The 12,923-nt window shown below is 53.9% G+C and carries 12 protein-coding genes, 2 tRNA genes and 1 other annotated feature; of the genes, 13 read left to right on the forward strand and 1 reads right to left on the reverse strand.

The features are described 5' to 3' along the window. Positions 1–109 precede the first annotated feature (109 nt). The 10 genes from ACO5Z0_RS06060 to ACO5Z0_RS06105 all read left to right on the forward strand — a co-directional run bounded on the left by ACO5Z0_RS06060 (position 110) and on the right by ACO5Z0_RS06105 (position 8,733). Positions 110–185 (forward strand) — tRNA-Thr (locus ACO5Z0_RS06060). An 8-nt stretch (positions 186–193) separates the two neighbouring features. After that, positions 194–270 (forward strand) — tRNA-Met (locus tag ACO5Z0_RS06065). A gap of 130 nt (positions 271–400) precedes the next feature. Continuing rightward, on the forward strand, positions 401–550 hold the full coding sequence (gene rpmG / locus ACO5Z0_RS06070; protein WP_006192858.1) for a 50S ribosomal protein L33: 150 nt from the start codon (positions 401–403) through the stop codon (positions 548–550). Between the two features lie 104 nt (positions 551–654). Continuing rightward, the gene (gene secE, locus ACO5Z0_RS06075; RefSeq protein WP_485649629.1) at positions 655–816 is read left to right on the forward strand and encodes a preprotein translocase subunit SecE; all 162 of its coding nucleotides are present in this window, start codon (positions 655–657) and stop codon (positions 814–816) included. Positions 817–831: 15 nt separating this feature from the next. Then, the gene (gene nusG / locus ACO5Z0_RS06080; protein ID WP_442673436.1) at positions 832–1,368 is read left to right on the forward strand and encodes a transcription termination/antitermination protein NusG; all 537 of its coding nucleotides are present in this window, start codon (positions 832–834) and stop codon (positions 1,366–1,368) included. A 99-nt stretch (positions 1,369–1,467) separates the two neighbouring features. Further along, the gene (rplK, locus tag ACO5Z0_RS06085; protein ID WP_314622013.1) at positions 1,468–1,893 is read left to right on the forward strand and encodes a 50S ribosomal protein L11; all 426 of its coding nucleotides are present in this window, start codon (positions 1,468–1,470) and stop codon (positions 1,891–1,893) included. Between the two features lie 162 nt (positions 1,894–2,055). After that, positions 2,056–2,742, forward strand: a complete 687-nt coding sequence (rplA, locus tag ACO5Z0_RS06090) for a 50S ribosomal protein L1 (RefSeq protein ID WP_485649572.1) — start codon at positions 2,056–2,058, stop codon at positions 2,740–2,742. A gap of 345 nt (positions 2,743–3,087) precedes the next feature. Then, positions 3,088–3,642 (forward strand): 50S ribosomal protein L10, encoded by a 555-nt coding sequence (gene rplJ, locus ACO5Z0_RS06095; protein ID WP_442673434.1) that lies wholly within the window; start codon positions 3,088–3,090, stop codon positions 3,640–3,642. A 96-nt stretch (positions 3,643–3,738) separates the two neighbouring features. Next, positions 3,739–4,110 carry a 50S ribosomal protein L7/L12 gene (rplL, locus tag ACO5Z0_RS06100; protein ID WP_442673433.1) on the forward strand — a complete coding sequence of 124 codons (372 nt, stop codon included), beginning with the start codon at positions 3,739–3,741 and terminating at the stop codon, positions 4,108–4,110. Between the two features lie 237 nt (positions 4,111–4,347). Further along, on the forward strand, positions 4,348–8,733 hold the full coding sequence (locus ACO5Z0_RS06105; protein WP_485649573.1) for a TonB-dependent receptor plug domain-containing protein: 4,386 nt from the start codon (positions 4,348–4,350) through the stop codon (positions 8,731–8,733). A gap of 148 nt (positions 8,734–8,881) precedes the next feature. On the opposite strand, the gene ACO5Z0_RS06110 is transcribed toward ACO5Z0_RS06105, so the two are convergent. After that, complete coding sequence (locus tag ACO5Z0_RS06110) at positions 8,882–10,216, reverse strand: MFS transporter (protein ID WP_485649574.1); 1,335 nt, start codon at positions 10,214–10,216, stop codon at positions 8,882–8,884. A 50-nt stretch (positions 10,217–10,266) separates the two neighbouring features. Next, positions 10,267–10,501: a binding site (T-box leader), on the reverse strand. Positions 10,502–10,719: 218 nt separating this feature from the next. Here ACO5Z0_RS06110 and ACO5Z0_RS06115 point away from each other — a divergent pair. From ACO5Z0_RS06115 to ACO5Z0_RS06125, 3 genes are all read left to right on the forward strand, one after another. Continuing rightward, complete coding sequence (locus ACO5Z0_RS06115) at positions 10,720–10,938, forward strand: hypothetical protein (RefSeq protein ID WP_485649575.1); 219 nt, start codon at positions 10,720–10,722, stop codon at positions 10,936–10,938. Positions 10,939–11,096: 158 nt separating this feature from the next. Beyond that, a complete protein-coding gene (locus ACO5Z0_RS06120; protein ID WP_442674077.1) occupies positions 11,097–11,588 on the forward strand; it encodes a CarD family transcriptional regulator in 492 nt (163 codons plus the stop codon). Between the two features lie 121 nt (positions 11,589–11,709). Continuing rightward, complete coding sequence (locus tag ACO5Z0_RS06125; RefSeq protein WP_485649576.1) at positions 11,710–12,867, forward strand: PIN/TRAM domain-containing protein; 1,158 nt, start codon at positions 11,710–11,712, stop codon at positions 12,865–12,867. Positions 12,868–12,923 lie beyond the last annotated feature (56 nt).

Genomic DNA, 12,923 nt, shown 5'->3' on the forward strand with positions numbered 1-12,923 from the left:
CGGAATCCACTAGAAAGAAATGATCGAGGTTCAAGACTGGGCATTTCGCAAGAAATTTTTGTAAAACCTCTTGTAACGTCATCGGATTAGTGCTATACTAACGAATATTGCTGATGTAGCTCAGTCGGCAGAGCGTATCCTTGGTAAGGATAAGGTCACCGGTTCAATCCCGGTCATCAGCTCCATCATATAAGGCGGCATAGCTCAGTTGGCTAGAGCATGCGGTTCATACCCGCAGTGTCCGGAGTTCAAATCTCTGTGCCGCCACCATTTTCAAACCCCTGCGAGGGGTTTTTGTTATGTTGGCGGGAAGTCCGGGGATTTTTCTCTGCATATTGTTGACACGGTGTATTAAGTATGATAAAGTATGTTAGTGATTTTATGGAAGGAGTGCTGAAACATGCGCAATGCCGTTACGTTGGCCTGCACGGTTTGCAAGAACCGCAACTATCAGACCAACAAGAACAAGAAGAATGATCCGGATCGGCTTGAGTTCAACAAGTATTGCAAGTTCTGCAAGAAGCATACGCCGCATAAGGAAACGAAGTAAGCTTTGGGGCTTGCAGCAATATGATACGGGGTGTGAATGCTTTGACGGATGAAAGATCGTCAGCGCCGCAGCCTTCTTCGGGCGGTTTCAGTCTCTTCCGCTTCATGGGCGAGGTCAAGGCGGAGATGAAGAAGGTAACATGGCCGACTCGCAGAGAACTGGTTGCTTATACAGGCGTTGTGGGCGTGGCGGTCGTGGTCGTCTGTGCGCTGATCTGGATATGCGACACGTTTTTTGCAAGGCTGTTTCAACTTATTCTGCAATAGAAGGCTGGAGGCGCGATGGAATCTGAGAAGAAATGGTATGTGATCCATACCTATTCCGGATATGAGAACAAGGTCAAGGCGAATCTTGAGTCTCGCGTCCATACCATGGGGATGGAGGACAATATCTTCAATGTCATCGTTCCGATGGAGGAAGAGACCGAAGTCAAGGACGGTAAAAAGAAGATCGTCAAGAAAAAGGTTTTTCCCGGATATGCCTTGGTTGAGATGATCGTCAATGATCGCTCGTGGTACGTCGTGCGCAACACACCGGGCGTCACAGGCTTCGTCGGCTCGGGTACGAAGCCGATTCCGCTGTCAGAAGCAGAGGTCAAGCATATCCTGAAATCTGCGGGGACGGATGAAGGAAAGCCCATCGTCGATATGGATATTGAGGTGGGACAGGCCGTCCGCATCAATTCGGGCACGCTTGAGAATCTCACCGCTACGGTGGCGGAGGTGTTCCCTGAAAAGGGCACGGTCAAGGTGCTCGTCGATATGTTCGGCCGCGAGACTCCGGCTGAGCTTTCGTACAGTGAGATTGAAAAAATCTAGTCTGCCGCTTTAGTTTCGTTGGATGCTGAACACGGTGGAATCTGGGAAACTTCATTTTAGTAGCGTTTCCTAAACCCCTTTTAAGGAGGTGTTAAAAGTATGGCAAAGAAGGTCGCAAAGCTCGTCAAGCTGCAGGTTGTCGCCGGTAAGGCAAGTCCGGCTCCTCCGGTAGGTCCGGCGCTCGGTCAGGCAGGCGTCAACATCATGGCGTTCGTCAAGGAGTTCAATGAGAGGACTGCCAAGCAGGCAGGTCTTGTCATTCCGGTCGAGATCACGGTTTTCGAGGATCGTTCGTTCACGTTCATCACGAAAACGCCGCCCGCCGCAGTTCTTTTGAAGAAAGCCGCCGGCATTGAAAAGGCTTCCGGCGAGCCGAACAAGACGAAAGTCGCCAAGGTGCCGCGCGCGAAAGCGCAGGAGATCGCGCAGTCGAAGATGCAGGATCTCAACGCGGCAGACCTCGAAGCTGCTACACGCATGATCGAGGGAACGGCTCGCAGCATGGGCATCGAAATCGTCGACTGATTCGATATACATGCTTGTGGCAGGAAACTACACGCACAGACGTTCACTTTGGACGTTGTGCGTCGTCCTTACATGAAACCAGCCAATCGGTCTGCGCTTTCGGCTTGATCTCTTGGGGTTTCATGGGAAAATCCGCTATGACCACGAAAGGGGAATTTTTGAATGGCAAAACACGGCAAGAAATATCAGGATGCCGCAAAGCTTCTTGAAGTCGGTAAGTTCTACAGCGTTGCTGAAGCCTTGGAACTGGTGAAGAAGACTGCGACGGCAAAGTTCGATGAAACGATCGAGCTGCACGTCCGTCTCGGCGTCGATCCGAAGTACGCCGATCAGCAGGTTCGCGGCGCGATGGTGCTGCCGCATGGCACGGGCAAGGCGAAGAAGGTTCTCGTCTTTGCCAAGGGCGAGAAAGTCAAAGAGGCTGAGGATGCCGGCGCCGACTATGTCGGGTCCGATGAGATCGTCACGAAGATCCAGGGCGGTTGGTTCGACTTCGATGTTGCCGTCGCTACGCCCGATATGATGGGCACGGTCGGTCGTCTCGGTAAGGTTCTTGGTCCTCGCGGACTCATGCCGAACCCGAAGCTCGGTACGGTCACGATGGATCTCGTGAAGGCAATCAACGAGATCAAGGCCGGTAAAGTCGAGTATCGTACGGACAAGGCAGGCAATATCCATGTCCCGATCGGCAAGGCTTCGTTCGATGTCGAGAAGCTCAAGGAGAACTATCAGGCGCTCGTCGACACGCTTGTCCGCGTTCGTCCGGCAGCGGCGAAGGGGCAGTATATCCGTGCGATCACGGTCAGCTCCACGATGGGACCCGGCGTTCCGATTGCTACGATGGCTTAAGGAATCACTGATAAATTCAGCCGCCCATCTTCACACATCTGCGCTGTCCTCTCGTCGTCGGCAAATCCTCGACGTAGCACCGCTACGTCTGCGGTTTGTCTCCTTGATAGAACCAACGCATCTGTGCAAATCTGGACGACTTCATGTTATCAGCGCTTCCTTTAATCCGATAGAATAAAACAGCATACGATGACTGTAGACAGCAGGTATGGTTTAACCATCGAACGAGCAAGTTGCTCGCCCGCCGAGGTCGGATTCAGGCGCATACTTCAAAAGATGCGGCTTCCGGCGTGCAGTTGGAAGCCGTTTTATTATGTGTGAATTTTATTGAGAGGGGGTGCAAGTATGAATGCAAAGGTAAATGCAAAGAAGGAAGCGGTCGTCGCCGAGCTGAAGGAGAGGCTCCAGACAGCGAAGGGCGCCGTTTTTACAAGCTATAAGGGCTTGACCGTAGCGCAGGATACGGCGCTTCGCCGCACGCTGCGCGAGGCGGGCGTTTCCTACCATGTGGTCAAGAATACGATGACGCGCATCGCCGCGAAGGATCTCGGTCTCGATGATCTTTGCGAGCACTTGGAGGGGACGACGGCTCTTGCCGTTTCCGCAGACGATGCTGTCGCACCGGCGAAGGTCATCTGCGAGTTCATGAAGAAGAACAAGCTGGAGGATGCCGGGATCTTGACGCTTAAAGCCGGTCTTTTGGACGGTCGCGTCATTGATGTCGCTGAGGTCAAGGCTTTGGCGGAGCTGCCGTCGCGCGAAGTTCTTCTCGCCAAGCTGTTGGGCAGTATGCAGTCTCCGATTGCGGGTACGGTCAACGTGCTCCAGGGGGTTATCCGCAATGCGGTCTATGTGCTTGAGGCGATTCGCAAGCAGAAGGAGGAGCAGGCTTCCGCCTGATTCCTGCAGCAGGCATTGTGTGGGGATAAACCCGATGCTTGCAGGCTGAGGAACATTATTCGATGAATAAAAAAACATTTTATGGAGGTACATACCATGACTAAAGAAGAAATCATGCAGGCCATTGAGGGCATGACTGTCCTTGAGCTTTCCGAGCTTGTCAAGGCGATGGAAGAGAAGTTCGGCGTCAGCGCTGCGGCGCCGGTCGCTGTTGCGGCTGCCGGCGCTGCTCCGGCGGCTGCTGCCGGTGAGGAGAAGACGGAGTTCACGGTCGTTCTCGCTGCTGCGGGCGACAAGAAGATCAACGTCATCAAGGCGGTTCGCGAAGCTACGGGTCTCGGCTTGAAGGAAGCGAAGGAGCTTGTTGACGGCGCTCCGGCTCCGATCAAGGAGAACATTGCGAAGGCTGATGCGGAAGAGCTCAAGAAGAAGCTCGAAGAGGCTGGCGCAACGGTCGAGCTCAAGTAATTTGGGCTTGAGAGAAATTGCATAAGAAACCGCCCTTGCAGTCCACTCGACTGCAAGGGCGGTTTTTGTGATGTATTTCCCGCCGGAACGACATTGTTTTATCAGCCATCCCCTAGAAACGTGAATCGCATTCATAATAAATTCTCTGGTGAAAACAGTGGACTTTTCTTCATGTCATGTTATAATAAAAGTGATATTTATTATCTTTGTTTGTAATGATAAGGAGGAGAACTTCTAATGGAAATGTGTATGAGGAGAAATGCCAAGCGTGCGCTTGGGGTGGCTGTCGCACTGCATTTGATGCTGCCTGCTTGTGTTGTGTGGGCGAACGAAAGTGCGGGGGGGGATACACAAGTTCAAACCGAATCGGTAAACGTCGAAGCTGACGCGGCGAAAGAAGAGGCGAAATACGAATCGCAGTCTACGACGATCATTACGGCAGACGACATTGCGAAGAAGCAGGCGAAGTCAGTCGAGGACATCATCTTCAGCGAGGTCGGCGTGACGCGCACGGTCGATGCGATGGGGAATGTCGGCGTGTCGATTCGCGGCGCGGAGCCGCGGCATACCTTGATCATGGTCGATGGACATCCTGTCCTCGGGGATGTGGCGAAGTATCGCGGCGCAGGCGACGAGGTGATGCGGCTTGGCGCGGAGAATATCGAGCGCATCGAAATCATTCGCGGGGCGGCGAGCGCGAAGTACGGCGCCGATGCGATCGGCGGCGTCATCAATATCATCACGAAGACCGCAGGCAAAAAGGCTGCAGTTGCGCTCAATGTGGAAGGTCTGCGCGCACAGGACGGCAAGGAAAATACGCCGTTCAGCAATTTCTTCCTGCGTGCCGATGCGGGGGCGATGGGTAAGCTGCACCTTGCCGCATGGGGCAGCAAGCGTGACGTCCTGCCGATCTATGCGGCGAAGGATACTTCGTCGAGTTGGAATTCGGACTTTCGCTCGTCGCTGCGCTACTTTGGAAGTATCAAAAATGTCGGCATTCAAGGGGAGTATGACCTTGGCAGGCAGCAAACGCTCCAATTTTCTCTGGGCAAAGAGATCGAAGATATGAAGAAGAACGTCAAATATAGCAATGAAGACGAAGAACCGGAGCAGCATCTGCGTCGAGAGATCAAACGCGATACCTATAACCTCTCCTATCGTGGGAGAACGGGAAAATACGACTGGGTCGTAGACTACAATTATGGAAAACGGCAGGAGAATGACATCGGTATTTTATCCTTGGCGAAAAATACGCAGTACACGGGATATAATATGTTGTTTACCCTCAATGACGTTGCGCATCAGCAGTGGCATTTGAATACGAAGATCAATGCCGCAGTCAATGCAGATCATTTCCTGACCTTTGGATTCGGCTACTCCGATGAAGATGGAGAGGGATCCCGTATTCAAAATGCCCCTGAATCGTATAAGAAAAAAATTCGACCGGACGATTATGATTCCAATTTGTGGCATCAAAGCCTGCCGGGAACCGCATATATTTCACCGGAAGGAAAATCCTTCGTACACGATTATAAATTCAACCGAGATGCAAACGGCAATGTGTACTGGGATGAGGCGTACGAATATCGCGGTACGGCGGATTTGGACAATTACAAGCAGCCGAAGCCAAGCGATATACTCAAGCCGAACAATCACATCACGGTCATCGATAAAGCGACGGGGAAAGAAATCGCCGATCCTTTGACGACACTGGGCGCCGGCACCGTATATTACGCCTATAAATTCGGGGATAATCCGATGATTCCGTACCTTGCCCGCATTAACGGCTTGGGATATAAGGAAGAATACAATGCCCGTCAGAACACCTTGACGATCGGCAAGGCGCACATCCAGAAATGGCATGCGTATCTGATGGATACGTGGCAATACGATAAAGACACGATTTTTACGCCTGTCGTCCGTTTGGATCACAGCAGTCTCTTTGGCAGTCATGTCACGGCAGGCATCGGCATGACGCACAATGTTGGAGGAAATTCCCATCGCCGCTTCAAGATGAATGTAGGGACAGGGTATGCGGAGCCGGGCATGGGCGAGCTTTACTACAACTGGGAGATGTATCCGGCGATGAGCGAGGATTTTCCCGGCTGGTATTGGATCGGCAACGCGCAGCTCAAGCCGGAAAAGTCCGTCAATCTTTCGCTGTCCCTGGAAGGGGAAACGAAGAACAGCTTTGCACGCGTGAGCATCTTCCACAATCGCATCAAGGATTATCTGACGCATTATTTCAGCGGGAATTATCTGTATCTGCGGACGAAAGCCCCGACAACGCCCGGAGGCATCGGCGATCCCGATCCCAGCTCGCGCGATCGGCTCTATTCTTTCCGCAATCTGGGCAACGTTGCGATCACAGGGCTGGAGGCGGAGCTGGACCATACGTTCAGCAGCCATTGGTCGGCAAAAATCGGCTATACGTATCTGCACGCGATCAACAAGGACGCCGAGGAGAACCACATGCCGCGCGAACTTCTCGATCGTCCGCGCCATAAGATCGATTTCGGCATCCGCTATATGGATGAGAAGACCGGCTGGAGCGGTTCGCTTTGGGCGGATTACTACCTGAACATGCTCGACAGCAATTCTGTGGACATGTCCAAGCAGGCGGAAGCCAAGCGCGCTGCAGATTATAAGCGCAAAAGCTTTGGCATCTGGAATCTCATGGTGCAGAAGAAGTTCGGCGAAGACGCTATGGCGTATATCGGCGTGGACAATCTCTTCGCGAAGCGCGACGATGATCGTGCGTTTCAAGGACGCGTCTATCGTCTGGGCATGAACTTCTCCTTTGACAGCGCGGGCGGTTCTGCCGCACGCATGGGGACGGGGCTGCTTTCTTCTTCGCATCGCCCCGATTGGTTTATTCAGCGCGATACGGAAACGCTGCGTCCGGGAGAGTTCCGCGTTTCCAGCGATTACCGATTGCGGCAGGACAGTCATACGGGCGAAGCGCGCAGCGGCGTACGCGTCACGGACAAGCGGGATGTCGGCGATGCGCAGAAGAATCTTGAGGACAATCCTGCACATGGCTATGCGCAGCGCCTGCGCGTGCGTGCGGATGCAGGGCTTGGCGAGCATACGTCAGCGACGGTTACTGCCAGCGCGGCGGGCGGCATGGACGGGCAGGAGGACATCGCTCCGAGCCAGGGGCTGAATGAGGCGCGTATCGAGCGTGCAGAGCTGCGTCACGAAGCAGGGGACGTGGATGTTTCGCTCGGTCGGCTGGAGGAGCGCATCGGTCTTACGGGGTATTTCTTCGGGAAGGACTACGACGGGGCGCGCGCCGTCTGGACGAGCGATCGTACGCAGGTGCGTGCAGGCGTTGGCGATTTCTCGCATACGACGGGCATCACGGATACGGCGTATACGAAGCTCTCGCCGATGGCGTTCCTGCGCAGCGCGACGAAGGACGAGCTGCTTGGCTGGGTGGCCGAAGATGCGGCGGGGGATGAGGTATTCGATCGCATTCCTGCCCCTAATCTGCCCAAAATGAACTACCATCAGAAGTTCCTCGACGCCCAGCAGCGGGACAAAGCGGCGGGCGGCGGCAGCGTCGAGCATCGCATGAAGGTTCTGCGTGAGTTCTATACGCTGCTGAAGGAAATCGATCCGTCCGTTACGGAAAGTGTACAAACATTTAGCCTGCATTCGGGGCTTTTACGAAGAACCGGCAGCGGCGACGTAGGCAGCGTCGCGATGGATAAGTTCGATCCGACCAAGGATCTCGATAGCTATTTCAACAGTGCGGAATACCTCAATACGATAAAGAAGGCGATGAAGGAGAATGGCGGCGTTCTCTATTTGAGGGACGGCAGCCATACGCCCGTTCATGAGGCGGATCTTACGCCGGAGAATTTCCGCCGCTGGTTCGCCGACTACGGCCTGAGCAACGGCGATCCGAATAATTTGTCAAAAAGGGATAACGTTGACACGACGATCGGGAATATGCTCTTCCATTTATCAACATCGTGGACTCCGGATGGCGTATCGTATCTGCCGCTCTCCAAGGGACCGAAAGTGATTCCTGTCCCCGACGGACAGCTCCTCATGCGCGATACGACGCCTGCCGTCAAGACGGCGGGATATGTGCAGGTCAAGCATCTTCTGACGGACGATCTCGGGGTGCAGGCGCACTATATGAAGTCGTTGCAGGATTCGGCTTACGGCGGAAAAATTGCCTCGGTGTTCGGCCTCGGCGCGAGCCTGCGCCTGGGGGCGATGGCGAAGCTCTCCTATGAATGGGGGCAGAACTCCTCGGGCTTTGCGAAAGGGCTGAACGGGGGCGAGACGCCTGCTTATCATGTGCTGCGTCTTGACTACGGGATGCCCGACAGCTGGCAGAAGGGGAGTTGGAACGCATTTTTCGACTACAAGCGTTTTGCGCATGGCTCCTTCCTCGGCGGCAACGGCACGGAGTCCCTGCCCGATCGCTACATCGACGGCATCTGGAGCTTTACGCTCGGTGCGGGCTATGTCCCCATCGACAATCTGCGCGTTGACTTCTTCTATACGTTCGATGCCAAGGGAACGGCGAAGCGAGCCACGCTCTTTGGCAGCGAGGATTTCAAGCTCGGCGATTATGCGCGTGTGCAGCTCACGTATCGTTTCTAGGGATATGCGGTTTCTCGCGCGGAAAATATGAATAGGAAGAGCTGACGCGCATCCAATTTGTGCGACAGCAGATAAGAGGGGCTGTGCAGTCGTCGAATTCGACTTGTGCGCAGCCCCTCTTTTTGCTTATGGTGCATTTCTTTTGCGCTTATGCTTCCTGCTGCAGCGTAAGCGGATGTTCGCTTTCCGCTTGTGCCGTCTTTCGCTCGCCGTTCCAGCGGTATTGGATCGTCAGCACGGTGAGCGCCGCAATGAGCATGAAGAGCGACATGAGGAAGTAGCCCGTGTCGAAGGAGCCTGTTTCCGTCTTGAGCCAGCCCATCATGTAGGGACCGACCCAGCCGCCGAGGTTGCCGCAGGAGTTGATGAGGGCGACGCTGCCGGCGGCGGCGGAGCCGGAGAGGAAGCTCGTCGGGATCGTCCACCAGACGCCCATAGCGGCGTAGATGCCGATGGCGGACAGGCAGACGAGGAAGAGCGCCGTGTACATATTATCGGCAAAGGGGCTGAGTCCGAGGCCGACGGCGCCGACGAAGAGAGCGAGCGCGACGTGCCAGACCTTGTCGCCCGTCTTCGTCGAAGTCTTGCCGATGATGACCTGTACGAGGAGCGCCGCCGTCATCGGAATGGCGATGGCGCCGCCGAGGAATCCGGTTGACCAGCCCGAAAGCCCCTTGAGCACCGTCGGCATCCAGAAGTTGAAGCCCCAGAAGCCGATGACCCACATGAAATAGATGAAGCAGAGCTTTAAGACCTTGGGATCGGAGAAAGCCTGAAAGATCGTGTACTTCTTGACGCTCTGCATACGCGCCTGCTCTTCTTCATATTGGCGGTTGAGATAATCTTTTTCCGCTGCACTGAGCCAGGAAACTTGCTCGGGTCTGTCTTTGACGAAGTAGAAGAAAAACACGGCGAAGAGGAGAGCGGGCAGCGCCTCTAAGATGAACAGCTCCTGCCAGCCGTGCATGCCGAAGAAGGATGTTTGCAGCAGGAATCCCGCGAGCGGTGCGCCGACGATCGTTGAGATGAGAAGTGACGTCAGCATGAGGGAATTGGCGCGCGCTCTCTCCCTTTCGGAAAACCAACGCGCGAAGAGCACGGAGTAGATGACGGGGTAAAGGCTCGCTTCCGAGGCGCCGAGCAGGAAGCGGCAAAGGTAGAACTCCGTCTGCGTCTGCATGAATGCCATGAAGATGCAGACAAGTCCCCAGGTGAACATGATGCGTGCGATCCACTTCGCGGCGGAAAAGCGGGCGGCGATGAGTGCGCCGGGGATTTCCAGGAGCAGATAGCCCATGAAGAAGATGCCCGCGCCTGCGCCGAAGATTTCGGGCGTGATCCAGTCGAGATCCTGCGTCATCGTCAGCGCTGCATAGGCGATGTTCACGCGGTCGATGCAGGCGATGACGGACACGAGGAAGACGGGCAGGATGATGCGCAGGTCGCGCTTTCGTCTGAGAAGGGCGAGATCTAAAGTTTGCATAATGATTCCTCCTAAAATAATGCAGGATGATAAAAAAATTCCGTCCCCTAGAAAGGGACGGAAGATCATCCGCGGTACCACCCAGATTCCCGCATGAAGCGGGCGCTTGCCGCGTACAAACATACGCGCTTCCTCTAACGCGGAAGGGGCGGCTCGGCTTACTCGATTTCAGCTTCGCTTCTCGGGGAGGATTTTCACTGCAAGGCAGGCTGCCGCTTTTCAGCGCAGGAGCGGCTCTCTGTGAACGTGCTTATCGCAGTTACTCTTTCCCGTCATCGAATTTTTACGGTGTATGAACTTTTATCGTGATGTGTTACATTGTAATCTCGATGAAGCATAATATACTCCTTGTCCGAAACGTTGTCAAGAGCATGAAGGAAAAATTATTTTTCCTCTGAGACTTTTCCGATGTCGTATACTTCTGCTATACTAAGTCATATAGGAAAAAAGGTGTGATGTCTTGCGGCACTGCGAAGCAATGGGCAAAGGAAAGGGGAATTCTTATGTATTTTCGCGCACAGCAATATTACCGCATCAATCGGCGGCTGAAAAAATCGTACTATGCACTCCTTCGCGCGGGAGCCGCAGAGGAAGCGACGCAGGCGATTCGTGAAACCAATGCGCATATTGTCGAATTGTTTGCGCACGGCGGTCTCATCAGCCACGAATGGGCGGCGGCTTTGGGGCATCGTCATGGGGAAATGCCCGCGGATATGATCTAGACGATTTTCCTAAAATTCCAATGAGGTAATTGACATAAAATAGGGGATGTGATAAAATATCTAATTTCTTCCCTTTGCCAAGGATTTGTGCTATAATAGGAAAAGCAGTTTTTGATTTCCACAGGGGTTTTCTGTGGAGAAAGGCAGGGGGTGAAGCATTGCTTCAGGTTGGTGATACGGTTGTTTACCCGATGCACGGGGCGGGCGTGATTTCCGGTATAGAGGATTGCGAAGTGCTGGGTGAAGGTAAGTCCTATTATGTGCTAAAGATGCCGTTGGGCAACATGAAGGTTATGATACCGACGGATAATGTAGATAATATGGGGCTTAGAGATGTGATTCCCGAAACGCAGGTCGAAGAGGTCAAGGGTGTATTACAGATGGCGCCGGAACGCGCAACGGGCAGTTGGAATAAACGATTCCATGCAAATCTTGAGCGCATGAAGAGCGGCGATATTTGCGATGTGGCGGCTGTAGCGAGGAATCTTGTCCTGCAGGATCGTCTGCGCAAGATCTCAAGCGGTGAGCGGCGTCTTTTGGATCTTGCGCGGCAGATCATCGTCAGCGAGCTTGTTTACGCTTGCAGCAAATCGCCTGAGGAAGTCAAGTCATGGATGGATGGCATCCTTGCAGAAAATGATTTTGCCTGATGCGGACGCCGATCAAGTGAGTGATGCAAGAGGGATTTTTTTTGACAAAGCTGTATAGATTTAGTATGATAAATCTGTTTAGCTTTGTCATTTCCTTTATCTGGGATGGGAGGGATGTTTATTGCTCGAAAAAGTATTGCGCTTTTTCACCACGCTGATTTTCGTCATTCTCGGTGGTGCGCTCATGCAGCTTGCAAGCCCGCTTTTGACGCTGTTCATCAGCACGGAAATTCTCAAGATGGATCTTGGACTCTTTCGATTGACGCTTGCTTCGCTCGTCTGCATTCTTGTCGGCGCTGCTTTGGGCGGGGTTCTCGGCTTCATAACGACGCCTCTTTTTACGGCTACGCTCAAGCGCTTCACCTATTGGGTGGAGACGCAGCTGAACAAGATGCCGACGCATGATGTCATCGCAGGCGCAACGGGACTTGCCATCGGACTTATCATCGCGAATTTATTGGGGGCGGCATTTTCTAAGATTCCGCTTGTCGGCGCATATTTTCCAGTCGTTTTCAGCATCGTGTTCGGCTATCTCGGCATTCATATCACGATCAAGAAGCGCAAAGAGGTTGGGGAGCTTTTCGGTACGATTCCAAATCTGATCAGCAAGAGCCGCGAGGCGAAGGCGCAGGCGAAAGCCAAGGAAGCGCTGGGGCAAATCGGCAAGGAACAGAAATCGCCCAAGCTCTACAAGCTGCTCGATACGAGCGTCATCATCGACGGCCGCATCGCCGATATATGCGAAACGGGCTTCATCGACGGCGCGTTGCTCATCCCTGAGTTCGTCTTGGAAGAGCTGCAGCATATCGCTGACTCGTCGGACGCTTTGAAGCGTGTGCGCGGCAGGCGCGGGCTTGACGTCCTGCAGCGCATCCGTATGGAGTCGAAGATGGAAGTCGAGATCACGAATCAGGATTTCGACGATATCGCCGAGGTTGATTCGAAGCTCGTTCGCTTGGCGCAGGTCGTGGGCGGCAAACTTATCACGAACGATTTCAACTTGAATAAGGTCGCGGAATTGCGCGGTGTAACGGTGCTCAACATCAACGAGCTTTCCAATGCTGTCAAGCCCGTGGTCATTCCGGGCGAGGCGATGCGCGTTTCCGTTGTCAAGGAGGGTAAGGAGCCGGGGCAGGGCATCGCTTATCTCGATGACGGAACGATGATCGTTATTGAGAACGGACGCCGCCATATCAACAGCACGATTGATGTGGAGGTCACTTCGGCGCTGCAGACGGCAGCCGGACGTATGATTTTTGCAAAGCCCCGACATTGGTGAAATGAGAGTGCCGCCGATAGGTCAAGAGACTTATCGGCGGCGTGTTTATAAGGCAG

It is taken from the genome of Selenomonas sp. (assembly GCF_057272215.1).

Excerpts from the sequence above, each read along its gene's own strand:
- rpmG (WP_006192858.1), top strand. The coding sequence starts at position 401 with ATGCGCAATGCCGTTACGTTGGCCTGCACGGTTTGCAAGAACCGCAAC.
- secE (WP_485649629.1), top strand. The coding sequence starts at position 655 with ATGGGCGAGGTCAAGGCGGAGATGAAGAAGGTAACATGGCCGACTCGC.
- nusG (WP_442673436.1), top strand. The coding sequence starts at position 832 with ATGGAATCTGAGAAGAAATGGTATGTGATCCATACCTATTCCGGATAT.
- rplK (WP_314622013.1), top strand. The coding sequence starts at position 1,468 with ATGGCAAAGAAGGTCGCAAAGCTCGTCAAGCTGCAGGTTGTCGCCGGT.
- rplA (WP_485649572.1), top strand. The coding sequence starts at position 2,056 with ATGGCAAAACACGGCAAGAAATATCAGGATGCCGCAAAGCTTCTTGAA.
- rplJ (WP_442673434.1), top strand. The coding sequence starts at position 3,088 with ATGAATGCAAAGGTAAATGCAAAGAAGGAAGCGGTCGTCGCCGAGCTG.
- rplL (WP_442673433.1), top strand. The coding sequence starts at position 3,739 with ATGACTAAAGAAGAAATCATGCAGGCCATTGAGGGCATGACTGTCCTT.
- ACO5Z0_RS06105 (WP_485649573.1), top strand. The coding sequence starts at position 4,348 with ATGGAAATGTGTATGAGGAGAAATGCCAAGCGTGCGCTTGGGGTGGCT.
- ACO5Z0_RS06110 (WP_485649574.1), bottom strand. The coding sequence starts at position 10,216 with ATGCAAACTTTAGATCTCGCCCTTCTCAGACGAAAGCGCGACCTGCGC.
- ACO5Z0_RS06115 (WP_485649575.1), top strand. The coding sequence starts at position 10,720 with ATGTATTTTCGCGCACAGCAATATTACCGCATCAATCGGCGGCTGAAA.